The sequence below is a fragment of the Pseudomonas sp. FW305-28 genome (assembly GCF_017351395.1).
In the GTDB taxonomy this organism is placed as follows: Bacteria; Pseudomonadota; Gammaproteobacteria; order Pseudomonadales; family Pseudomonadaceae; genus Aquipseudomonas; species Aquipseudomonas fluorescens_AA.
Genome location: NZ_JACNDD010000041.1, coordinates 13,139 through 36,913, shown reverse-complemented (window position 1 = coordinate 36,913; position 23,775 = coordinate 13,139). Strand labels below are relative to the sequence as shown.

At 61.9% G+C, this 23,775-nt stretch carries 18 protein-coding genes, 2 tRNA genes and 1 pseudogene; 19 read left to right on the top strand and 2 right to left on the bottom strand.

What is annotated here, in order from left to right:
• Positions 1-3 precede the first annotated feature (3 nt).
• The 11 genes and pseudogenes from J4E53_RS12015 to J4E53_RS31055 all read left to right on the top strand — a co-directional run bounded on the left by J4E53_RS12015 (position 4) and on the right by J4E53_RS31055 (position 13,041).
• Positions 4-1,434, top strand: coding sequence for an N-acetylmuramoyl-L-alanine amidase (locus tag J4E53_RS12015; RefSeq protein ID WP_060739425.1), 1,431 nt, complete (start codon positions 4-6; stop codon positions 1,432-1,434).
• Positions 1,431-3,344 (top strand): DNA mismatch repair endonuclease MutL, encoded by a 1,914-nt coding sequence (gene mutL / locus J4E53_RS12010; RefSeq protein ID WP_103308789.1) that lies wholly within the window; start codon positions 1,431-1,433, stop codon positions 3,342-3,344. Before J4E53_RS12015 ends, mutL begins: the two co-directional genes overlap by 4 nt.
• Positions 3,344-4,315 (top strand): tRNA (adenosine(37)-N6)-dimethylallyltransferase MiaA, encoded by a 972-nt coding sequence (gene miaA / locus J4E53_RS12005; protein ID WP_060739423.1) that lies wholly within the window; start codon positions 3,344-3,346, stop codon positions 4,313-4,315. Before mutL ends, miaA begins: the two co-directional genes overlap by 1 nt.
• Before the next feature lie 91 nt (positions 4,316-4,406).
• Positions 4,407-4,667: an RNA chaperone Hfq gene (gene hfq, locus J4E53_RS12000; RefSeq protein ID WP_003186419.1), complete on the top strand. Its 261-nt coding sequence runs from the start codon at positions 4,407-4,409 to the stop codon at positions 4,665-4,667.
• 12 nt (positions 4,668-4,679) lie between these two features.
• Complete coding sequence (gene hflX, locus J4E53_RS11995) at positions 4,680-5,981, top strand: ribosome rescue GTPase HflX (protein WP_060739422.1); 1,302 nt, start codon at positions 4,680-4,682, stop codon at positions 5,979-5,981.
• Positions 5,982-6,066: 85 nt separating this feature from the next.
• Positions 6,067-7,239, top strand: coding sequence for an FtsH protease activity modulator HflK (hflK, locus tag J4E53_RS11990; RefSeq protein WP_060739421.1), 1,173 nt, complete (start codon positions 6,067-6,069; stop codon positions 7,237-7,239).
• Positions 7,239-8,108 carry a protease modulator HflC gene (gene hflC, locus J4E53_RS11985; RefSeq protein WP_060739420.1) on the top strand — a complete coding sequence of 290 codons (870 nt, stop codon included), beginning with the start codon at positions 7,239-7,241 and terminating at the stop codon, positions 8,106-8,108. Before hflK ends, hflC begins: the two co-directional genes overlap by 1 nt.
• 313 nt (positions 8,109-8,421) lie before the next feature.
• A complete protein-coding gene (locus J4E53_RS11980; RefSeq protein ID WP_060739419.1) occupies positions 8,422-9,609 on the top strand; it encodes an ATP phosphoribosyltransferase regulatory subunit in 1,188 nt (395 codons plus the stop codon).
• 54 nt (positions 9,610-9,663) lie between these two features.
• Positions 9,664-10,956, top strand: a complete 1,293-nt coding sequence (locus J4E53_RS11975) for an adenylosuccinate synthase (RefSeq protein WP_039592540.1) — start codon at positions 9,664-9,666, stop codon at positions 10,954-10,956.
• 486 nt (positions 10,957-11,442) lie between these two features.
• Positions 11,443-12,135 (top strand): annotated as a pseudogene (locus J4E53_RS31060) (methyl-accepting chemotaxis protein); the annotation flags it as partial.
• Positions 12,136-12,156: 21 nt separating this feature from the next.
• A complete protein-coding gene (locus J4E53_RS31055) occupies positions 12,157-13,041 on the top strand; it encodes a methyl-accepting chemotaxis protein (RefSeq protein WP_409077845.1) in 885 nt (294 codons plus the stop codon).
• A 196-nt stretch (positions 13,042-13,237) separates the two neighbouring features.
• Here J4E53_RS31055 and J4E53_RS11965 read toward each other — a convergent pair.
• Together J4E53_RS11965 and J4E53_RS11960 are read right to left on the bottom strand one after the other, a co-directional pair.
• Positions 13,238-13,324 (bottom strand) — tRNA-Leu (locus tag J4E53_RS11965).
• Positions 13,325-13,500: 176 nt separating this feature from the next.
• Positions 13,501-13,587: transfer RNA gene (locus J4E53_RS11960), tRNA-Leu, on the bottom strand.
• Positions 13,588-13,814: 227 nt separating this feature from the next.
• Here J4E53_RS11960 and rnr point away from each other — a divergent pair.
• The 8 genes from rnr (at position 13,815) to J4E53_RS11920 (ending at position 23,595) form a co-directional block, all read left to right on the top strand.
• The gene (gene rnr, locus J4E53_RS11955) at positions 13,815-16,451 is read left to right on the top strand and encodes a ribonuclease R (RefSeq protein WP_060739417.1); all 2,637 of its coding nucleotides are present in this window, start codon (positions 13,815-13,817) and stop codon (positions 16,449-16,451) included.
• Positions 16,448-17,206: a 23S rRNA (guanosine(2251)-2'-O)-methyltransferase RlmB gene (rlmB, locus tag J4E53_RS11950; RefSeq protein WP_060739416.1), complete on the top strand. Its 759-nt coding sequence runs from the start codon at positions 16,448-16,450 to the stop codon at positions 17,204-17,206. Before rnr ends, rlmB begins: the two co-directional genes overlap by 4 nt.
• A gap of 305 nt (positions 17,207-17,511) precedes the next feature.
• Complete coding sequence (gene rpsF, locus J4E53_RS11945) at positions 17,512-17,940, top strand: 30S ribosomal protein S6 (protein WP_003186395.1); 429 nt, start codon at positions 17,512-17,514, stop codon at positions 17,938-17,940.
• 28 nt (positions 17,941-17,968) lie between these two features.
• Positions 17,969-18,199 carry a 30S ribosomal protein S18 gene (gene rpsR / locus J4E53_RS11940; protein ID WP_002551829.1) on the top strand — a complete coding sequence of 77 codons (231 nt, stop codon included), beginning with the start codon at positions 17,969-17,971 and terminating at the stop codon, positions 18,197-18,199.
• A gap of 36 nt (positions 18,200-18,235) precedes the next feature.
• Entirely contained in the window at positions 18,236-19,126 is an 891-nt protein-coding gene (locus J4E53_RS11935; protein ID WP_103308790.1) for a hypothetical protein, read from the top strand.
• An 18-nt stretch (positions 19,127-19,144) separates the two neighbouring features.
• Entirely contained in the window at positions 19,145-19,591 is a 447-nt protein-coding gene (rplI, locus tag J4E53_RS11930) for a 50S ribosomal protein L9 (RefSeq protein ID WP_003186385.1), read from the top strand.
• A 117-nt stretch (positions 19,592-19,708) separates the two neighbouring features.
• Entirely contained in the window at positions 19,709-21,106 is a 1,398-nt protein-coding gene (gene dnaB / locus J4E53_RS11925; protein ID WP_027911801.1) for a replicative DNA helicase, read from the top strand.
• 188 nt (positions 21,107-21,294) lie between these two features.
• Complete coding sequence (locus J4E53_RS11920; RefSeq protein ID WP_060739414.1) at positions 21,295-23,595, top strand: YgiQ family radical SAM protein; 2,301 nt, start codon at positions 21,295-21,297, stop codon at positions 23,593-23,595.
• Positions 23,596-23,775 lie beyond the last annotated feature (180 nt).

Sequence of the window (23,775 nt, the reverse complement as noted above, 5' to 3'; positions counted from 1 at the left end):
TTGATGATGGGGTTTGGTATGCGCTTTCGCGCGGTGGTTGCTGTCGTAGGACTGTTGCTTACGGCACTGGCCGTCGATGCTGTGGCCGAGACAAAGGTCAACAGCGTTCGCCTCTGGCGGGCGCCGGACAACACACGGCTGGTGTTCGACCTGACGGGGCCGGTGCAGCACAGCGTATTCACCCTGACCGCCCCGGATCGCCTGGTGATCGACATCAACGGCGCCACCCTGGGGGCGCCGCTGAATGTCGCTACCGCCAACACGCCGATCACCGCGATGCGCTCGGCCCAGCGTACGCCGACCGACCTGCGGGTGGTCATCGACCTGAAAAAAGCCGTGACCCCGAAGAGCTTCACCCTGGCCCCCAACGCCCAGTACGGCAACCGGCTGGTGGTGGACCTGTTCGACAACCCGGCCGATGCCGAGCCACCGCCACCGCCGCCGACCAATGTGGCCACGGTGCCAGCGGTGCCGGTGACCCCGACCGAGCCTGCGCTCAAACTGCCACCGGCCCCGGCGGGCAAGCGCGACATCATCGTCGTGATCGACGCCGGTCACGGTGGCGAAGACCCGGGCGCCTCGGGCTCGCGCGGGCAACGTGAAAAAGACGTGGTGCTGTCCATCGCCCGTGAATTGCAGCGCCAGGTCAACGGCATGAAAGGCTTCCGCGCCGAACTGACCCGCACCGGCGACTATTTCATTCCCTTGCGCGGCCGCACCGAAATCGCCCGCAAGAAAGGCGCTGACCTGTTCGTCTCCATTCACGCCGACGCCGCACCTTCGGCGGCAGCGTTCGGGGCCTCGGTGTTTGCCCTGTCCGACCGTGGCGCGACTTCCGAAACCGCCCGTTGGCTGGCCGACACTGAAAACCGTTCCGACCTGATCGGCGGTGCCGGCAACGTCAGCCTTGACGACAAGGACCGGATGCTCGCCGGTGTCCTGCTCGACTTGTCGATGACCGCCTCGTTGACCTCCAGCCTGAACGTCGGCCAGAAGGTCTTGAGCAACATCGGTCGCGTCACGCCGCTGCACAAGCAGCGCGTCGAACAGGCCGGGTTCATGGTGCTCAAGTCGCCGGACATCCCGTCGATCCTGGTGGAAACCGGGTTCATTTCCAACGCCAACGAAGCCTCGAAACTGTCGACGTCGAGCCATCAGCAGGCCCTGGCCCGCTCCATCAGCAGCGGCGTACGGCAGTTCTTCCAGCAGAACCCGCCGCCGGGCACCTACATCGCCTGGCTGCGGGACTCCGGCAAGATCGCCCAGGGGCCACGGGATCACCGCGTCAACCCGGGCGAAACCCTGGCGATGATTGCCGTGCGCTACCAGGTGTCGCCCGCCACCTTGCGCAGCGCCAACAATCTCAAGAGCGATGAGCTCAAGATTGGCCAGACCCTGACCATTCCGAGCAATGAAGTGGCGGCCAAGCAATGAGTGACGAAGTGATCGGCAACACCGCCCGTATCGAACTGCTCAGCCCTCGGCTGGCGAACCAGATCGCCGCCGGTGAAGTGGTCGAGCGTCCGGCGTCGGTCATCAAGGAGCTGCTGGAAAACAGCCTCGATTCCGGGGCTCGGCGCATCGATGTGGATGTCGAGCAGGGCGGCGTCAAGCTGTTGCGGGTGCGCGATGACGGTGGTGGGATTCCCTCTGACGACCTGCCGCTGGCCCTGGCGCGTCATGCCACCAGCAAGATCCGCGACCTGGAAGACCTCGAGCGGGTCATGAGCCTGGGCTTCCGGGGCGAGGCGCTGGCGTCCATCAGTTCGGTGTCGCGCCTGACCCTCACCTCCCGCACCCGTGATGCCGAGCAGGCCTGGCAGGTCGAGACCGAAGGCCGCGACATGGCGTCTCGCGTCCAGCCCGCGGCGCATCCGGTGGGCACCTCGGTGGAAGTGCGCGACTTGTTCTTCAACACCCCGGCCCGGCGCAAGTTTCTCAAGGCCGAGAAGACTGAATTCGATCACCTGCAAGAAGTCATCAAGCGCCTGGCCCTGGCGCGTTTTGACGTGGCGTTCCATTTGCGCCACAACGGCAAGACCATCCTCAGCCTGCACGAGGCCCGCGACGATGCGGCCCGCGCCCGGCGTGTGGGCGCGGTGTGCGGTGCGGGGTTCCTGGAACAGGCCTTGCCCATCGAGGTGGAGCGCAACGGCCTGCACCTGTGGGGGTGGGTCGGCTTGCCAACGTTCTCCCGCAGCCAGGCGGACTTGCAATATTTCTACGTGAACGGCCGGGCGGTGCGCGACAAGTTGGTGGCCCACGCGGTGCGCCAGGCCTATCGCGATGTGCTGTTCAATGGCCGGCATCCGACCTTCGTGCTGTTTTTCGAGGTTGATCCGGCGGTGGTGGACGTCAACGTGCACCCGACCAAGCACGAAGTACGCTTCCGTGACGGGCGCATGGTCCACGATTTCCTCTATGGCACCCTGCACCGTGCCCTGGGCGATGTGCGGCCTGAAGACCAACTGGCGGCTCCGGCGGCTATGGCTGGCATGGTCCGGCCCACGGGCCTGGAAGCTGGCGAATTCGGGCCACAGGGCGAGATGCGCCTGGCGGCCAATGCCCTGCTGGAGCAGCCCCAGCCTCAGCCCAGCTACAACACCGCCGGCAGCGGTGCTGGCAGCGGCTATCAGTATCAATACACCCCGCGTCCGCAATCGAACGTGCCGGCAGCCGAGGCCCAGGCGGCCTATCGCGAGTTCTTCAAGCCCTTGCCGCAAGCCGGTGCGGCGGCAATGCCCGAGGGCCAGGGTGACATTCCGCCGCTGGGCTATGCCCTGGCGCAACTCAAAGGCATCTATATCCTCTCGGAAAATGCCCAAGGCCTGGTGCTGGTGGACATGCACGCAGCCCATGAGCGGATCATGTACGAGCGGCTGAAAATCGCCATGGCCAGCGAAGGCCTGAGCGGCCAGCCGCTGTTGGTGCCCGAGTCCCTGGCCGTCAGCCAGCGCGAAGCCGATTGCGCCGAAGAACATGTGGCCTGGTTCCAGCGCCTGGGCTTCGAATTGCAGCGCCTGGGCCCGGAAACCCTGGCGATCCGCCAGATCCCGGCCTTGTTGAAGCAGGCCGAGGCCAATCGCCTGGTCAGCGACGTGTTGGCGGACCTGATGGAGTACGGCACCAGCGACCGGATCCAGGCGCACCTGAACGAACTGCTCGGCACCATGGCCTGCCACGGCGCGATCCGTGCCAACCGGCGCCTGGCCCTGCCGGAAATGAACGGTCTGCTGCGGGACATGGAAAACACCGAGCGCAGCGGTCAATGCAACCATGGCCGGCCGACCTGGACCCAACTGGGCCTGGACGACCTGGACAAACTGTTCCTGCGCGGTCGTTGATGAGCCCGTTGCCACCCGCGATTTTCCTGATGGGGCCGACCGCCGCCGGCAAGACCGACCTGGCCATCGAATTGACCAAAGTCCTGCCCTGCGAGTTGATCAGTGTCGATTCGGCCCTGGTCTATCGGGGCATGGACATCGGTACCGCCAAGCCGTCAAAAGAACTGCTGGCTGAATTTCCCCACCGCCTGATCGACATCCTGGACCCGGCCGAGGCTTATTCGGCGGCCGATTTCCGGCGTGACGCCCTCCAGGCCATGGCCGAAATCACCGCGCGGGGCAAGATCCCGCTGCTGGTGGGCGGTACGATGCTGTACTACAAGGCCTTGGTCGACGGGCTGGCGGACATGCCGGCGGCCGATCCCGAGGTGCGCGCGCAGATCGAAGAAGAAGCCGCGCGCCTGGGCTGGCAGGCCCTGCACGAGCAATTGGCGGTCATCGATCCGGAGTCGGCGGCGCGTATTCACCCCAATGACCCGCAGCGGCTCAGTCGGGCGCTGGAGGTTTATCGGGTCAGTGGCCAGAGCATGACTGCCCTGCGCCAGCGACAATCTGCGCAAAGTACTGAAGCAGCCGCTTCGGGACTGCAACAATTGCCCTATACTGTCGCGAATCTGGCCATCGCTCCGGCGAACCGGCAAGTGCTGCATCGGCGAATTGAACAAAGATTCACATTAATGTTGGAACAGGGGTTCATAGACGAGGTCGTAGCCCTGCGTGAGCGAAGTGACCTGCATGCCGGGTTGCCGTCTATACGTGCGGTAGGTTATCGGCAAGTCTGGGATTATCTGGACGGCAAGCTGACGTCAGCCGAGATGCAGGAGCGTGGGATCATTGCCACGCGCCAATTGGCGAAACGCCAGTTCACCTGGCTGCGCAGCTGGACTGATTTGCATTGGCTCGACAGTCTCGATTGCGACAATCTGCCACGCGCCTTGAAATACCTCGGGACCATCTCCATATTGAGCTGAGTCCTTGCAATTGCCGTCTATCCTTGGGGGTGTGACGGCCCAAGCCATCTGATTCCGATTTTTATTATTGATCCTTAAAGGAGTGCGGCACATGTCAAAAGGGCATTCGCTACAAGACCCTTACTTGAACACTTTACGTAAAGAGAAAGTTGGGGTGTCCATCTATCTGGTCAACGGGATCAAACTGCAAGGCACGATCGAGTCTTTCGACCAGTTCGTCATCCTTCTGAAAAACACCGTCAGCCAGATGGTCTACAAGCACGCGATCTCGACAGTGGTGCCAGTTCGTCCAATTCGTCTGCCTAGCGCAACCGAATCCGAAGGCGGTGACGCTGAACCGGGTAACGCCTGATAGGAGCCTCCTTTGTTCTTTGAGCGCCACGGTGGTGGTGAACGGGCCATTCTCGTTCACTTGGATGGACAGGACCCTGAGGCGCGCGAAGATCCGCAGGAGTTTCAGGAATTGGCACTTTCGGCCGGCGCCGAGACCGTCGCGTTTTTCAACGTGCCGCGTCATCGGCCAACCGCCAAGTTCCTGATCGGCAGTGGCAAGGTCGAGGAGTTGCGCGACCTGGTCCATGCCGAGCAGGTCGATCTGGTGATTTTCAATCACATCCTCACGCCCAGTCAGGAACGTAACCTCGAACGTGTCTTCGAGTGTCGCGTGATCGACCGCACGGGGCTGATCCTCGATATCTTCGCCCAGCGCGCCCGCACCCATGAAGGCAAGCTCCAGGTCGAACTGGCCCAGCTTGAGCACATGAGTACGCGGCTGGTCCGCGGCTGGACTCACCTTGAGCGGCAGAAAGGCGGTATCGGCCTGCGCGGCCCGGGGGAAACCCAGCTGGAAACCGACCGACGCCTGTTGCGGGTTCGCCTGCGCCAGATCAAGGGGCGGCTGGAAAAGGTCCGCAGCCAGCGCGAGCAGTCGCGACGTGGTCGCAAGCGCGCGGATATCCCGACGGTTTCACTGGTGGGCTATACCAACGCCGGCAAATCGACCCTGTTCAATAATGTCACCCAATCCGACGTCTACGCCGCCGACCAGTTGTTCGCCACGCTCGACCCGACCCTGCGCCGGCTCGACCTGGACGACCTCGGGCCGATCGTGCTGGCCGACACCGTGGGCTTTATCCGTCACCTGCCGCATAAACTGGTCGAGGCTTTCCGGGCTACGCTCGAAGAGTCGAGCAACTCCGACCTGCTGCTGCACGTGATCGATGCCGCCGAGCCGGACCGGATGCTGCAGATCGAGCAGGTGATGGTGGTGCTGGGCGAGATCGGAGCCCAGGACTTGCCGATCCTCGAGGTATACAACAAACTCGATTTGCTCGAAGGCGTGGAGCCGCAGATCCAGCGCGATGCCGATGGCAAGCCGCAACGGGTCTGGCTGTCGGCCCGCGATGGCACCGGCCTGGACCTGCTCAAGCAGGCCGTGGCCGAGCTGTTGGGCAGCGATCTGTTTGTCGGCACCCTGAAATTGCCACAACGTTTTGCCCGGCTGCGTGCGCAGTTTTTCGAGCTGGGGGCTGTGCAAAAAGAAGAACACGACGAAGAAGGTGTCTGCCTGCTGGCTGTTCGCCTGCCTCGGGCGGAGCTCAACCGACTGGTCAGTCGCGAAGGGCTGCAACCGATGGAATTCATCGAGCAACACACTTTGCAATAAAAGCCTGAGAAAGCGGTGTCAGGCATTCTGTAGCATTGGTCGGCGCGCCGTGGGTGCGTCTTTGCTTTATCAGATGGAGAGCGCTATGGCTTGGAATGAGCCGGGTGGCAACTCGAATAATCAGGATCCTTGGGGTGGCAAGCGTCGTAACAACGGCGACCGCAAGGGGCCGCCGGATCTCGACGAGGCCTTCCGAAAGCTGCAGGAAAGCCTGAACGGTTTGTTCGGTGGTGGTAAGAAACGCGGTGACGAGGGCGGCGGTCGTTCTGGCAAGGGCGGCGGTTTCGGCCTGCTCGGCATCGGTCTCGTCGTGCTGGCGGCTGTCTGGCTGTACAGCGCGGTCTATGTCGTGGACGAGCAGGAGCAAGCCGTGGTGCTGCGCTTCGGCAAGTACTACGAGACGGTTGGTCCGGGCCTGAACATCTATTTCCCGCCGATCGACCAGAAGTTCATGGAGAACGTCACGCGTGAGCGGGCGTACACCAAGCAGGGCCAGATGCTGACCGAAGACGAGAACATCGTCGAGGTGCCGCTGACCGTGCAATACAAGATCACCAACCTGCAGGACTTCGTGCTGAACGTCGATCAGCCGGAAACCAGCCTGCAGCACGCGACCGAAAGTGCCCTGCGCCATGTGGTGGGTTCCACCGCCATGGACCAGGTGCTGACCGAAGGTCGTGAACTGATGGCCAGCGAAATCAAGGAGCGCCTGCAACGGTTCCTCGATACCTATCGCACCGGTATCACCGTCACCCAGGTCAACGTCCAGAGCGCAGCGGCACCGCGTGAGGTCCAGGAAGCCTTCGACGACGTGATCCGTGCCCGTGAAGACGAGCAGCGTTCGCGCAACCAGGCTGAAACCTATGCCAACGGCGTCGTGCCGGAAGCTCGTGGCCAGGCCCAGCGCATCATCGAGGATGCCAACGGTTACCGCGATGAAGTGGTCTCCCGTGCCAAGGGTGAGGCCGATCGCTTCACCAAGCTGGTGGCCGAGTATCGCAAGGCCCCTGAAGTGACCCGCCAGCGTCTGTACCTGGACACCATGCAGGAAGTCTTCAGCAACACCAGCAAGGTCCTCGTGACCGGCAACAAGAACGGCCAGAGCAATCTGCTGTACTTGCCGCTGGACAAGATGGTCGAGAGCGGTCGCAACACCAGCACGCCACCGGCCAGTTCGGCGGCGGCCAGCAATGAGGCCGGCACCCGCGCAGCGGCGGACCTGCAACAACAGCAAGCACGTACCAGGGAGAGTCGCTGATGAGCAATAAATCGCTGATCGCCCTTATTGTCGGTGTCGTCGTGGCGATCGCTGCCTGGAACTGCTTCTACATCGTGGCTCAGACCGAGCGCGCGGTGTTGCTGCAATTCGGTCGCGTGGTCCAGGCTGATGTCCAGCCGGGGCTGCATGTGAAGGTGCCCTACGTCAACAAGGTGCGCAAGTTCGACGCTCGCCTGATGACGCTGGATGCGCCGACGCAACGCTTCCTGACGCTGGAAAAGAAAGCCGTGATGGTGGACGCCTATGCCAAGTGGCGCGTGAAGGATGCCGAGCGCTTCTACACCGCGACCTCGGGCCTGAAGCAGATCGCCGACGAGCGTCTGTCCCGTCGTCTGGAATCGGGCCTGCGTGACCAGTTCGGTAAGCGCACGTTGCATGAAGTGGTGTCCGGTGAGCGTGATGCGCTCATGGCCGACATCACCCGCTCGCTGAATACGATGGCGGAAAAAGAGCTGGGTATCGAAGTGGTCGATGTCCGGGTCAAGGCCATCGACCTGCCGAAGGAAGTGAACCGCAGCGTGTTCGAGCGGATGAGCACCGAGCGCGAGCGTGAAGCCCGCGAGCACCGCGCCAAGGGTAACGAGCTGGCCGAAGGCATCCGTGCCGACGCCGATCGCCAACGCCGGGTGCTGCTGGCCGAAGCCTATCGTGAATCGGAAGAGGTCCGGGGTGATGGTGATGCCCAGGCCGCTGCGATCTACTCCAAGGCTTATGGTCAGGATCAGGAGTTCTACGCGTTCTACCGTAGCCTGCGTGCCTACCGTGAAAGCTTCGCGAACAAATCCGACGTCATGGTCCTGGACCCAAGCAGCGACTTCTTCCACTACCTGGAAAAGTCCAAGCCTTGATACGGCGTTGACCTGAAGCACTCCGCCCGGCGGCTAAAGCGTCGGGCGGGGTGATCCTTTGGGAAAACGTGTGTATGATGCGGCAGCCGGGAAATTCCCGGCTTTTTTGCGTCTGCACGTTTGATTGTGGTTTTGGTTGCAGGCGTCGGGTTGAACGACTCGACAGGTTTTTCGAGGAAAGTGCTGGGCGAGGCCGATTGCTGGCCATTCGTCACGTCGCTCATGCGCGTGTTTTGCGCGTGGGCCAAGTATTTTCTGCTTCACTCAAGGCTTGCCCGAGGGCTGGCCGCCCGGACCATAGGGGAATGGCGTAATGGCAACGGTAGACCGCTGGCTGCTGCCAGATGGCATCGAAGAAGTACTGCCACCGGAAGCTGCGCGTATCGAAGTAGCGCGTCGGCAGGTGTTGGATCTGTTCCAGAGCTGGGGTTACGAGTTCGTCGTCACCCCGCATATCGAGTACCTGGAATCCCTGCTCACCGGCGCGGGCCAGGACCTGGATCTGCGCACCTTCAAGGTGATCGACCCGCAGTCGGGCCGGCAGATGGGCTTTCGGGCCGACATCACGCCGCAAGTGGCGCGCATCGACGCCCATACCCTGCGCCGTGAGGGCCCGAGCCGCCTGTGCTACGCCGGCAGCGTGCTGCATGCCCAGCCGCGTGCCTTGTCATCTTCGCGCAGCCCGATCCAGCTGGGCGCCGAGTTGTATGGCGATGCCAGCCCGAGCAGCGACGTAGAAGTCATCAGCCTGATGTTGGCCATGCTGCAACTGGCTGACGTGCCTGATGTCCACATGGACCTGGGGCATGTCGGCATCTATCGCGGCCTGGCCCGTGCGGCCGGTTTGTCCGGTGAAGTGGAACAACAGCTGTTCGATGCCCTGCAACGCAAGGCCATCGACGAAGTCATCAGCCTGACCGAGGGCCTGCCGGCCGATCTGTCGAGCATGCTGCGGGCGCTGGTGGACCTGTGCGGCGGGCGTGAAGTATTGGCCGCAGCCCGTGAGCGCCTGGCCCATGCGCCGGCGCCGGTGTTGGCCGCGCTGGACGATTTGCTGGCGATTGCCGAGCGACTGTCGGTGCGCTTCCCCGAGTTGCCGCTGTATTTCGACCTGGGCGAGTTGCGCGGTTATCACTATCACACCGGCGTCGTGTTCGCCGTGTTTGTACCGGGCGTGGGCCAGTCCATCGCCCAGGGCGGCCGTTATGACGACATCGGTGCCGACTTCGGTCGCGCCCGTCCGGCGACCGGTTTCTCTACCGATTTGAAAACCCTGGTGACCCTGGGGCGTGCTGAAGTCGAGCTACCGTCTGGCGGTATCTGGATGCCTGACAGTACGGATGCAGCACTCTGGCAGGCAGTCTGTCAGTTGCGCAGTGAGGGTCAGCGTGTCGTTCAGGCCTTGCCTGGGCAGCCTTTGGCCGCCGCCCGTGAAGCGGACTGCGACCGGCAATTGATTCAGCAGAACGGGCTTTGGCAAGTATTGCCGCTGGCTTCTTGAGTTTTCCCGCCGGCCGCGGCCGGCACCAAGTTTGCGCGAATGAGGACAAGTGTTATGGGTAAGAATGTCGTAGTCCTGGGCACCCAGTGGGGTGATGAGGGCAAAGGCAAGATCGTTGATCTGCTGACCGAACATGCTGCCGCCGTAGTGCGCTACCAGGGTGGCCACAACGCAGGCCACACCTTGGTGATCGACGGTGAAAAAACCGTCCTGCACCTGATTCCGTCGGGCGTGCTGCGCGAAGGCGTCCAGTGCCTGATCGGCAACGGTGTGGTGGTTGCGCCCGATGCCTTGCTGCGGGAAATCATCAAGCTGGAAGAGAAAGGCGTACCGGTGCGCGAGCGCCTGCGTATCAGCCCGTCCTGCCCGCTGATCCTGTCCTACCACGTGGCGCTGGACCAGGCCCGTGAAAAGGCCCGTGGCGAGCTGAAGATCGGCACCACCGGTCGTGGCATCGGCCCGGCCTACGAAGACAAGGTGGCCCGTCGTGGCTTGCGCATCGGTGACCTGTTCCACCGTGAGCGTTTCGCCGCCAAGCTGGGCGAGTTGCTGGACTACCACAACTTCGTCCTGGTCAATTACTACAAAGAACCGGCCATCGACTTCCAGAAGACCCTGGACGAGTGCATGGAATACGCCGAGCTGCTCAAGCCGATGATGCTCGACGTCACCGCCGAGTTGCACGAGCTGCGTCGCGCCGGCAAGGACATCATGTTCGAAGGCGCCCAGGGTTCGCTGCTGGACATCGACCACGGTACCTACCCGTACGTCACTAGCTCCAACACCACTGCCGGCGGCATCGCCACCGGTTCGGGGTTCGGCCCGATGTACCTGGACTACATCCTGGGCATCACCAAGGCCTACACCACCCGCGTCGGTTCGGGCCCGTTCCCGACTGAGCTGTTCGACGACGTCGGTGCCTTCCTGGCCAAGCGCGGCCACGAGTTCGGCGCCACCACCGGCCGCGCCCGTCGTTGCGGCTGGTTCGATGCCGTCATCCTGCGTCGCGCCATCGACGTCAACAGCATCTCGGGCCTGTGCCTGACCAAGCTGGACGTGCTGGACGGCCTGGAAACCATCAACATCTGCGTGGGCTACAAGAACCAGGACGGCGCTGTCATCGACGCACCGACCGACGCCGACAGCTACATCGGCCTGGAGCCGGTGTACGAGCAGATGCCAGGCTGGACCGAATCGACCGTCGGCGCCAAGACCCTGGAAGAACTGCCTGTGGCAGCGCGCAACTACATCAAGCGCGTCGAAGAGTTGGTCGGTGCGCCGATTGACATTATTTCGACAGGGCCGGACCGCAACGAAACCATCGTGCTGCGTCATCCGTTCGGCTGATAAGCCTTTGATGTAAAAAACAAAGGGCCCTCGTTGGGGCCCTTTGTCGTTTCTGCCTGCCGGGCGGCACGACACTTGCTATGCAACTCCATTAAGGCACCGTTTTCCTGAGTGCCATCAAATTAATGGCGTTTGGTAGAGGGATTTCACGTGTCGGCCGTTCTCTCACTGTTACAAAGCCGTTTGCTACGGCCAGTGTTCGTTACCCTGGGTATCGCCCTTTTGGTGCAGGTGCTAGTGGCCGTTGCGCTGACCCGAAGCACCGTCACGGCGCTGGAAGCCGACCTGGGCGCGCGGTTGGGGGCGGACAGCCAGAAGCTTTCCGCCGAGCTGGAGCAGGCCGGGCGAGAGGTCACGTCGAGCCTGGACAGCCTGTCCGCCAATACCCGCCAGCGGCTCAATGCCGGCTTGTCGGCTCGCCTGAAGGACGAGCAGGCGCAGTTGCGTGGGACCTTGGAAAAGGACTTGAGGGATTCCGCCAATGATATGGCGCAGCTCCTGGCTTCCGTTGCACCGCGTGCCATGTGGGATAACGACGTGCCCACCCTCTCTGAATTCGCCCGTCGGGCCCAGCGCAATCCCAACGTGCTGTTCGTCATCTATGACGACGCCGCCGGTGAGCACCTGACGCGCTACCTGAACCGGGAAAACCCGATCAACAAGGCGCTGCTGGAGAAAGGCAAGGGCGAGCGGGCGTTGGACAAGGTGCTGGACGCGGCGAAGAACGATCCGTCGGTGTATTACCTCGAAGCCTCGATCAACCCCAACGGCGTCGAGATCGGCAAAGTCTTGATGGGGGTTTCTACGGCGGCCGTTGAAACCGACCTGAAGGCGCTGGACCAGCGCTTCTCGGCCTTGATCGCCAGCAGCGATCAATTGGTCGGCGACAGTCTCAAGGGCGCGGCGGCTGACAGTGCCACCGCCATGCGGGGTCGCCTGGAGTCGGCCCAGACCACGGCCACGCAGATGCAGACCAACACCGCCAGCACCGTGCAGGACGCTGCGGGCACCTTGCGCTGGCGCATCGGCCTGGGCCTGGCGCTGGTGGGCTTCGGCGTGCTGGTGTTGCTGGCCGTGGTGCTGGGGCGTCGGGTGGTCAATCGCTTGAAACTGCTGATCGCGGCCATGAACGACCTGGCGGCGGGCGAGGGTGACCTGACCAAGCGAGTGCAAATCAACAGCAAGGACGAAATCGGCGACATGGCCGCGGCGGTCAATCGCTTTGTGGATAAGTTGCAGCCCATCGTTCGCGAGGCGGGCGATGTGGCCCAGCGCACCGGTGTGGAAATCGGTGCGATGACCTTGCGCAACTCCGGCGCCGATGCGGCGGCCGGGATGCAGCGTGATGAAGTGGCGGAGAGTCTACGTGCGCTGTCGCAAATGGCGGACGAGGCTCAATCGGAAAGCCAGGCAATGCAGGCGGCCCTGCAGCAAGTGGTGGAGATCCGCCAGGCCACCGATGAAAACACGCGCACTTCGGCCAAGGTCAGCGGCTTGATCGAGGCCCTGGCCGGCCAGGTTGATACCGGGGCGGCAGTGATCGAGCGGTTGGCGCAGCAGAGTGAACAGATTGAAGTGGTGCTGACCGTGATTCACGGCATCGCCGAGCAGACCAACTTGCTGGCCTTGAACGCGGCCATCGAGGCGGCGCGGGCCGGGGAAACCGGGCGCGGCTTTGCGGTGGTGGCGGATGAGGTGCGGGCGTTGGCGAGCAAGACCCAGAGCTCCACGGGCGATATCCAGGCGCATATCGTGGCCTTGCAGCAGGGGGCTCGCGAGGCGGTGGCTGCCATCGGCCAGGCCGGGCGCCAGGCCAGCGAAGGTTTGTTGGTGCTGCGTGACAGCGCGCGGTTGCAGCAGTCGGTGCAGGCGTCCGTCGAGCAGGTGCACGCGGCCATCGGCCTGGCGACCCAGGCGGCGGCTCATCAGGCCCAGGGCGCGCAAGCGGTGCGTGGGCGGGTGGAAACCATCCATGCCCAGGCTGAGAAAGCGGCCCAGGCCGTGGTTGAGACCACCGCCAGCGGCAAGGTGCTGGACAACCTGGCGGCGCAACTGAAGGCAAGTCTGGGGCAGTTCAGGGCCTGATCGGGTGGCCGGGCTGGACCCATCGCGAGCAAGCTCGCTCCCACAGTGGATCTCTGTTCACTGCGATCCTTGTGGGAGCGAGCTTGCTCGCGATAGCGATTTCAGAGGTTCAGATACATTTCCAATACCCAGAAACGCAAAAACCCGCTTTCGCGGGTTTCTGTGAGGTTCAAGGCCGTGACCTTGAAGCTTGAATTGGTGCCCAGAAGAAGACTCGAACTTCCACGACCTTGCGGTCACCAGCACCTGAAGCTGGCGTGTCTACCAATTTCACCATCTGGGCAGCATCTTCAGCGTTGCCGCTGTTGATGTGGCGCACTATACGGAGCGCGTTTTGATCTGTAAACCCCTGTTTTTGTTTTAGTAATTGCCCGGTGCAATTCCAGGGGGCGGAAATGCAAAAACCCGCTTTCGCGGGTTTTTGTTGAGCTGCCAGGTCATTGACCTGCTGCTCGAAATTGGTGCCCAGAAGAAGACTCGAACTTCCACGACCTTGCGGTCACCAGCACCTGAAGCTGGCGTGTCTACCAATTTCACCATCTGGGCAGTATCGGCTACGTGTGTACGTCGTCGATGGCGCGCACTATACGGAGCGTGTTTTTAACTGTAAACCCCTGCGGAGAAAAAAACCGCTAAATTTCACGAGCGGTGCGTTCCGGGGGCTTCGAAGGCAGGTCAAATGATCCTGGAAACGCTATCGGATGCTTGAAATTTCCCGTTTCATTAAGCCTATGCCAAACTAACCCGCATATAGACAAGGTGAAAACTCTCTAATGGCCGATTGGCAGTCCCTCGATCCCGAGGCCGCTCGTGAAGCGGAAAAATATGAAAACCCTATTCCTAGCCGTGAACTGATCCTGGCGCATCTCGCCGATCGGGGTTCGCCTGCTAGCCGCGAGCAGTTGGTCGAAGAGTTCGGTCTGACCACCGAGGACCAACTCGAAGCCCTGCGCCGCCGTCTGCGCGCCATGGAGCGCGACGCTCAACTGATCTACACCCGGCGCGGCACCTATGCACCGGTGGACAAGCTCGACCTGATCCTGGGCCGCATCGCCGGTCACCGTGACGGCTTCGGTTTCCTGATCCCGGACGACGGCAGCGACGACCTGTTCATGAGCCCGGCGCAAATGCGCCTGGTGTTCGACGGTGACCGGGCCCTGGCCCGCGTGTCCGGCCTGGATCGTCGCGGTCGCCGTGAAGGCGTGATCGTCGAAGTGGTGTCCCGTGCCCATGAAAGCATCGTTGGCCGTTACTTCGAAGAAGGCGGTATCGGTTTTGTCGTGCCGGATAACCCGAAGGTTCAGCAGGAAGTGCTGATTACCCCGGGCCGTAATGGCGCCGCCAAGGTGGGTCAGTTCGTCGAGGTGAAAATCACCCATTGGCCAACTGCGCGCTTCCAGCCACAGGGCGATATCGTTGAAGTGGTCGGCAACTACATGGCGCCGGGCATGGAAATCGATGTTGCGCTGCGCACCTACGACATTCCTCACGTCTGGCCCGAGGCTGTGCTCAAGGAAGCCGCCAAGCTCAAGCCGGAAGTCGAAGAGAAAGATAAAGAAAAACGCATCGACCTGCGCCATCTGCCGTTCGTCACCATCGACGGCGAAGATGCCCGCGACTTCGACGATGCGGTCTACTGCGAAGCCAAGCCCGGCAAGCTGCGCCTGTTCTCCGGCGGCTGGAAGTTGTTCGTCGCGATTGCCGACGTGTCCAGCTACGTGAAGATCGGTTCGGCCCTGGATAACGAAGCCCAGGTGCGCGGCAACTCCGTGTATTTCCCTGAGCGCGTGATTCCGATGCTGCCTGAGCAGCTGTCCAACGGCCTGTGCTCGCTGAACCCGAAAGTCGACCGTTTGGCCATGGTGTGCGAGATGACCATCTCCAAGACCGGCGAAATGACCGACTACCAGTTCTACGAAGCGGTGATCCACTCCCAGGCGCGCCTGACCTACAACAAGGTCAGCACCATCCTGGAAACGCCGAAGACCAGTGAAGCCAAGGCGTTGCGTACCGAATACGCTGGCGTGGTGCCGCACCTCAAGCAGCTGTACTCGCTGTACAAGGTGTTGCTGGGTGCCCGTCACGTGCGTGGCGCGATCGATTTCGAGACCCAGGAAACCCGGATTGTCTTCGGTTCCGAGCGCAAGATCGCCGCGATCACCCCGACGACCCGTAACGATGCGCACAAGCTGATCGAAGAGTGCATGCTGGCGGCCAACGTGGCCACCGCCGAATTCCTCAAGAAGCACGAGATTCCTGCGTTGTACCGCGTGCACGACGGCCCGCCGCCGGAGCGTCTGGAAAAACTGCGCGCCTTCCTCGGCGAGCTCGGCCTGTCCCTGCACAAAGGCAAGGACGGCCCGACGCCGAAGGACTACCAGGCACTGCTGGCGAGCATCAAGGACCGTCCGGATTACCATGTGATCCAGACAGTGATGCTGCGCTCCCTGAGCCAGGCGGTGTACAGCGCTGACAATCAGGGCCACTTTGGTCTGAATTACGAGGCGTACACCCACTTCACCTCGCCGATCCGCCGTTACCCGGACCTGCTCACGCACCGCGCGATCCGCAGTGTGATCCATTCCAAGCAGAACACCCCGCACGTCAAGCGCGCCGGTGCCATGACCATTCCGAAGGCGCGGATCTATCCGTACGACGAAGCGGCCCTGGAACAGTTGGGCGAGCAGTGCTCCATGAGCGAACGCCGCGCCGACGAAGCCACTCGCGACGTGGTGAACTGGCTCAAGTGCGAGTTCATGAAAGACCGCGTGGGCGAGTCGTTCCCAGGCGTGATCACTGCCGTGACCGGCTTTGGCTTGTTTGTCGAACTGACCGACATCTACGTCGAGGGCTTGGTGCACGTCACCGCCTTGCCGGGTGATTACTACCACTTCGATCCTGTGCACCACCGCCTGGCGGGCGAGCGCACCGGTCGCAGCTTCCGCCTGGGCGACACCGTGGAAGTGCAGGTCATGCGCGTCGACCTCGATGAGCGCAAGATCGACTTCGGCATGTCTGACAAGCCCGCCGAAGCACCGACTGGTCGTAAAAAACGTGGCAGCGAGACCGCAGCGCCTGCGACCAAAGGTAAAGGTAAGGGGGCTCCTGCAAAAGCCGCGGAGCCTGAGCCAGCCAAGGCCGGTCGCCGTTCGTCCGTCAAGGACAAGGCTCCCGAAGCCTACCGCCCCAGCGACGCAGCGGCGAAAAACGCCGAACTGCGCAAGAGCCGCGAGTTGAAGCAGCAGTTGCTCAACGAAGCCAAAAGCGGTGGTAAAGCGGCGTCTGGGGGAAAGTCCCACGGGGCGGAAAAGCCGTCGAGCAAGCCGAGTAAACACCGTAAAGGCCCGCCAAAAGCGGGGTCGGCCCCCGCGAAAAGCGGCGGGTCGCGCAAACCTAAGGCCAAGTCATGAGTCTGGAAAAAATCTACGGCGTGCACGCCGTAGAAGCACTGCTGCGTCACCACCCCAAACGTGTCAAGCAAGTGTGGTTGGCGGAGGGGCGCAGCGAGCCGCGTGTGCAAGCGTTGGTCGAACTGGCCACCCAGAACAAGGTTGCCATCGGCCAGGCCGAGCGTCGTGAAATGGACGCGTGGGTCGAAGGCGTTCACCAGGGTGTGGTGGCGGACGTCAGCCCGAGCCAGGTCTGGGGCGAGGCGATGCTCGACGAACTGCTCGATCGCACCGAAGGCGCCCCCCTGCTGCTGGTGCTGGATGGCGTGACCGATCCGCATAACCTCGGCGCCTGCCTGCGTTCGGCGGATGCCGCCGGTGCATTGGCGGTGATCGTGCCCAAGGACAAGTCGGCAACCCTGACGCCAGTGGTGCGCAAGGTGGCCTGCGGCGCGGCGGAAGTGATCCCGTTGGTGGCGGTGACCAACCTGGCGCGCACCCTGGAAAAACTCCAGCAGCGCGGCCTCTGGGTGGTCGGCACGGCGGGCGAGGCCGAGGTCAGTATCTATGACCAGGACCTGACGGGCCCGACGATCCTGATCATGGGCGCCGAAGGCAAGGGCATGCGTCGCCTGACCCGCGAGCATTGCGACTACCTGGTCAAGCTGCCGATGGCTGGCAGCGTCAGCAGCCTCAACGTCTCGGTGGCCACCGGCGTGTGCCTGTTCGAGGCGCTACGCCAGCGGAGCGTCAAGGCTGTCGCCAAAAAGCCCTGATCCAGACGCGTATCAAATGTGGGAGCGAGCTTGCTCGCGATGACGGTGTATCAGTGCCAGAAATGTTGACTGGCACACCGCTATCGCGAGCAAGCTCGCTCCCACAGTGTTTTGTGCAAGGTGAGGATCGGCGGCTGTTCAAATAATCGCCAATTGCCTTGCGCCGCCCTCGGCCCTTCTCTACAATTGCGCCCCTTGCTGTGATGGCAGGCACTTATGTGTCTAGCGTCCACAAGTCCATAAGTGTCATTCACTCCTTGTCTGACCGTTTTTGAGCGGCAGGCTACAACCCGTAAGGAGCATTCATGCGTCATTACGAAATCATCTTTTTGGTCCACCCGGATCAAAGCGAGCAAGTCGGCGGCATGGTTGAGCGTTACACCAAGCTGATCGAAGAAGACGGCGGCAAAATCCACCGTCTGGAAGATTGGGGCCGTCGTCAACTGGCCTACGCAATCAACAATGTTCACAAGGCTCACTACGTGATGCTGAACGTTGAGTGCACTGGCAAGGCCCTGGCCGAGCTGGAAGACAACTTCCGCTACAACGATGCAGTGATCCGTAACCTGGTCATCCGTCGCGAAGAAGCCGTCACCGGCCAATCCGAGATGCTCAAGGCTGAAGAAAACCGCAGTGAGCGCCGTGAGCGTCGCGACCGTCCTGAGCACTCTGACAGCGCCGATGGCGATGACAGCGATAGCGACAGCGACAACAGCGATAACGCTGACGAGTAATCCACGGACCTTTTAAGGAGCCAATCACATGGCACGTTTCTTCCGTCGTCGTAAATTCTGCCGCTTCACCGCTGAAGACGTGAAAGAGATCGATTACAAAGATCTCAACACTCTGAAAGCCTACGTATCCGAGACCGGCAAAATCGTTCCAAGCCGTATCACCGGTACCAAAGCTCGTTATCAGCGTCAGCTGGCCACCGCTATCAAGCGCGCCCGCTTCCTGGCCCTGCTGGCCTACACCGACAGCCACGGCCGCTGAGACCGGGCAGTCGACGAGTAGTAAGGGATTGAATGCATGCGCGCCTTAGCTGACTTCATCATGCGGGGACGTGTGCAGGCCACGTTGGTTGTGGCCGGATCCGCGGTATTGCCGCTGTTGTTCTGGTTGAGTGCCGCCGCTGGGTGCCTTGTGCTCCTGCGGCGCGGTTCGGACGCCTTGAGTGTCCTGGGTATCGGGTTGCTGTCAGCGTTGGTGAGCTGGTACTTCCTGAAGGACCCGACAACACTTTTGGTGTTGCTCGGGGCTGGTGGCCTGGCGTTGGTTTTGCGCGCCGGCCATACCTGGAATCGCGTGCTGCTGTGCAGCGTGGCCGTGGGGTTGTTGTGTGCGGTGAGCCTGGGAACTGTATTCAGTTCCTTCATCGAGTCACTGGCGCAGACGTTCGAACACGTCCTGCCGCTGGCGATGGGTGAGGTCTACGAGACATTCTCGGCAGACCAGAAGGCGTTTCTCACCGCCCTGAGCGCTCCGCTGATGATCATTTCGATAGCGTCTTCGCTGCAGATCTTTAGCGTGCTGTGCCTGATTCTTGGGCGCTATTGGCAGGCGTCGTTGTATAACCCCGGTGGTTTCGGTCGCGAGTTTCGCGCCATCCGATTCCCCAAGAGCGTGGCGCTGTCACTGCTGGCCGTCATGTGTGTCGCTCCGTTTTTCGGACTGCATGCACTGATCCTGTTGCCGTTGTGCAGTGTTGCGCTGGTCTTCGCCGGCCTGGCCCTGATTCACGGGCTGGTGGCGCAGAAGCGACTGGCCACGTTCTGGCTGGTGGGGATATACGTGACGTTGTTGCCTTTCATGCACTTGCTCGGTCCGTTGCTCGTGGTCTTGGCCATCGTTGACAGCCTGATTGATTTTCGCGGTCGTATGGCGCCGAAAGACGCCGACAACGCGAACGGTGAAGGTTAAAAGTTAGAGGATTTTCACATGCAACTGATCCTTCTGGAAAAAATCGCCAACCTGGGCAACCTGGGCGACAAAGTAAACGTTAAGGCCGGCTACGGTCGTAACTACCTGCTGCCTTTCGGCAAAGCCACCGCTGCGACCGCTGCCAACCTGGCTGCGTTCGAAGAGCGTCGTGCCGAGCTGGAAAAAGCCGCCGCAGACCGTAAGGCATCGGCTGAAAGCCGTGCTGCCCAACTGGCCGAGCTGGAAGTGACCATCACTGCCACCGCTGGCGACGAAGGCAAGCTGTTCGGTTCTATCGGTACTCACGACATCGCTGACGCACTGACCGCCTCCGGCGTTGAAGTGGCGAAAAGCGAAGTTCGTCTGCCGAACGGCACCATCCGCAACGTAGGCGAATTCGACGTAGCCGTGCACCTGCACGCCGAAGTTGAAGCCACCGTACGCGTTGTCGTGGTAGCAGCCTAAGCAACACCTGTCGGTTGGCACCCTCGGGTGCTAGCCGGTAACATCGGGCACGATCCTGTTTACAGGTCGTGCCCTTTGTCTTTCTGCAATTGCTGAATTTCATAACCAGACGTGGCCATGAACGAAATCACCGCTCCCGAGCAATACGATCTGCAAACCGCCGCCCTGAAGGTGCCTCCGCATTCCATCGAGGCCGAACAGGCCGTGCTCGGTGGCCTGATGCTGGACAACAACGCCTGGGAACGCGTGCTCGATCAAGTCTCCGATGGCGATTTCTACCGGCATGACCACCGCCTGATTTTCCGTGCGATCGCCCGTCTGGCCGATCAGAACATGCCGATCGACGTCGTTACCCTGGCCGAGCAATTGGACAAGGAAGGGCAGACGTCCCAGGTTGGCGGCCTCGGTTACCTGGGCGAACTGGCGAAAAACACGCCGTCGGTCGCCAACATCAAGGCCTATGCGCAGATCGTCCGCGAGCGGGCGACCTTGCGTCAGTTGATCGGCATCAGCACCGAGATCGCCGACAGCGCTTTCAACCCGGAAGGTCGCACCGCCGCCGAGATCCTCGACGAAGCCGAACGGCAGATCTTCCAGATTGCCGAGGCTCGGCCGAAAACCGGCGGACCGGTGAGCGTCAACGACCTGTTGACCAAGGCCATCGACCGCATCGACACCTTGTTCAACACTGACAACGCCATCACCGGCCTGTCCACCGGCTACACCGACCTCGACGAGAAGACCAGCGGCCTGCAACCGTCCGACCTGATCATCGTCGCCGGCCGTCCGTCCATGGGTAAGACCACCTTTGCGATGAACCTGGTGGAAAACGCCGTGCTGCGCAGCGACAAGGCGGTGCTGGTGTATTCCCTCGAGATGCCAGGCGAATCGCTGATCATGCGTATGTTGTCGTCCCTGGGGCGTATCGACCAGACCAAGGTCCGTTCCGGCCAACTGGAAGACGACGACTGGCCGCGCCTCACCTCGGCGGTCAACCTGCTCAATGACCGCAAGCTGTTCATCGACGATACGGCCGGTATCAGCCCGTCGGAAATGCGCGCCCGGACCCGGCGCCTGGTGCGTGAGCACGGCGATATCGCCCTGATCATGATCGACTACCTGCAGCTGATGCAGATCCCCGGTTCCAGCGGCGACAACCGGACCAACGAGATTTCCGAAATCTCCCGTTCCCTCAAGGCCCTGGCCAAGGAGTTCAACTGCCCGGTGGTGGCGCTCTCCCAGCTGAACCGTTCCCTGGAACAGCGCCCGAACAAGCGCCCGGTGAACTCCGACTTGCGGGAATCCGGAGCGATCGAGCAGGACGCCGACGTCATCATGTTCGTCTACCGCGACGAGGTGTATCACCCCGAGACGGAGCACAAGGGCATCGCCGAAATCATCATCGGCAAGCAGCGGAACGGCCCGATCGGCTTCATCCGCCTGGCGTTCATCGGCAAATACACGCGCTTCGAAAACCTGGCGCCGGGTAGCTACAATTTCGATGACGATGAGTAAGTTCTTCGTCGTCTGATCCGGCCTCATCGCGAGCAAGCTCGCTCCCACAGAGGAATGCATTCCAAGGTGGGAGCGAGCTTGCTCGCGATAGGTGCGCCGCCGATTTCCGACCATAGCCGTCGGAATTGGTCAAAATTTGTGCTATATTCCGCGCCCGCGATTTTTCATCCTTTATACCGGTCATCGACATGCAAGCAGCCAAGCCGTTATTTGACTATCCCAAGTACTGGGCCGAATGTTTCGGCCCGGCGCCGTTCCTGCCCATGAGCAGGGAGGAGATGGATCAGCTCGGCTGGGATTCGTGCGACATCATCATCGTGACCGGTGATGCCTACGTCGATCACCCATCGTTCGGCATGGCGATCATTGGCCGTTTGCTGGAAGCCCAGGGCTTTCGCGTGGGGATCATTGCCCAGCCGAACTGGCAGTCCAAAGACGACTTCATGAAGCTTGGCGAGCCCAACCTGTTTTTCGGTGTCGCGGCCGGCAACATGGACTCGATGATCAACCGCTACACCGCCGACAAGAAAATCCGCTCCGATGACGCCTACACCCCAGGTGGCCTGGCGGGCAAACGGCCGGATCGCGCGAGCCTGGTCTACAGCCAGCGCTGCAAGGAAGCCTACAAAAACGTGCCGATCGTGCTGGGTGGTATCGAAGCGTCGCTGCGCCGCATCGCCCATTACGACTACTGGCAGGACCGGGTCCGTAACTCGATCCTGATCGACGCCTGCGCCGACATCCTGCTCTACGGCAACGCCGAGCGGGCGATTGTCGAAGTCGCCCAGCGCCTGTCCTATGGCCACAAGATCGAAGACATCACCGACGTGCGCGGCACCGCATTCATCCGTCGCGATACGCCGCAAGGCTGGTACGAAGTCGATTCCACGCGCATCGACCGCCCGGGCAAGATCGACAAGATCATCAATCCGTACGTGAACACCCAGGACACTCAAGCCTGCGCCATCGAGCAGGAGAAGGGGCCGGTTGAGGACCCGAGCGAAGCCAAGGTCGTGCAGATCCTGGCGAGCCCGAAAATGACCCGCGACAAGACCGTGATTCGCCTGCCATCGGTGGAAAAGGTCCGTGGCGACGCGGTGCTCTACGCCCACGCCAACCGTGTGCTTCACCTGGAAACCAACCCGGGTAACGCTCGCGCCTTGGTGCAGAAGCACGGCGAAGTCGACGTCTGGTTCAACCCGCCGCCCATTCCGATGACCACCGAAGAAATGGACTACGTGTTTGGCATGCCTTACGCGCGTGTTCCCCATCCGGCGTACGGCAAGGAGAAAATCCCGGCCTACGAGATGATCCGTTTCTCGGTGAACATCATGCGTGGCTGCTTTGGTGGCTGCACCTTCTGCTCGATCACCGAGCATGAAGGCCGGATCATCCAGAACCGCTCCGAAGAGTCGATCATCCGCGAGATCGAAGAGATCCGCGACAAGGTCCCGGGCTTCACCGGGGTCATTTCCGACCTCGGCGGCCCGACCGCGAACATGTATCGCATTGCCTGCAAGAGCCCGGAAATCGAATCCGCGTGCCGCAAGCCGTCCTGCGTGTTCCCGGGCATCTGCCCGAACCTGAACACCGACCATTCTTCGCTGATCCAGCTGTACCGCAGCGCCCGGGCCTTGCCTGGGGTGAAGAAGATTTTGATTGCCTCCGGCCTGCGTTACGACCTGGCGGTCGAGTCGCCGGAATACGTCAAGGAGCTGGTGACCCACCACGTTGGCGGTTACCTGAAGATCGCTCCGGAGCACACCGAGGAAGGCCCGCTCAACCAGATGATGAAGCCGGGCATCGGCAGCTATGACAAATTCAAGCGGATGTTCGAGAAGTACACCAAGGAAGCCGGGAAAGAGCAGTACCTGATTCCCTACTTCATCGCTGCCCACCCGGGCACCACCGACGAAGACATGATGAACCTGGCGCTGTGGCTCAAGGGCAACGGCTTCCGGGCCGACCAGGTGCAGGCGTTCTATCCGTCGCCGATGGCCACCGCCACCGCCATGTACCACTCGGGCAAGAACCCGCTGCGCAAGGTCACCTACAAGAGCGATGCGGTGACCATCGTCAAGAGCGAGGAGCAGCGCCGCCTGCACAAGGCCTTCCTGCGGTATCACGACCCCAAGGGCTGGCCGATGCTGCGTGAGGCGTTGACCCGCATGGGCCGCGCCGACTTGATCGGGCCGGGCAAGAACCAATTGATCCCGTTGCACCAGCCGGCCACCGACAGCTACCAGAGCGCCCGTCGCAAGAACTCGACGCCAGCCGGCAGCCACAAGGTGGCCAAGGAAACCACCAAGATCCTGACCCAGCACACCGGCCTGCCGCCGCGGGCCAGCGATGGCGGTAACCCGTGGGACAAGCGTGAGCAGGCCAAGGCCGCGGCTTTCGCCCGCAACCAGCAGGCCGCCAAGGAACGCAAGGATGCGGCCAAGGGCAAGGGGCCGAAGCCGGCACGCAAGCCTGTGGTGCCGCGCTAACAGGTCAATCTGCGATGAAAAAACGCCAGCCTCAGTGCTGGCGTTTTGCTTTCTAGCGACGGTGCTGCCCATTTGCTATCTTGGCCGCCGCCGGTGCCAGCCTGGCCAATGCAATAAAGCCGAGCGCAGCTCTTGTGGCGAGGGAGCTTGCTCCCACTCGGCGGCGAAGCCGTCGTAAAC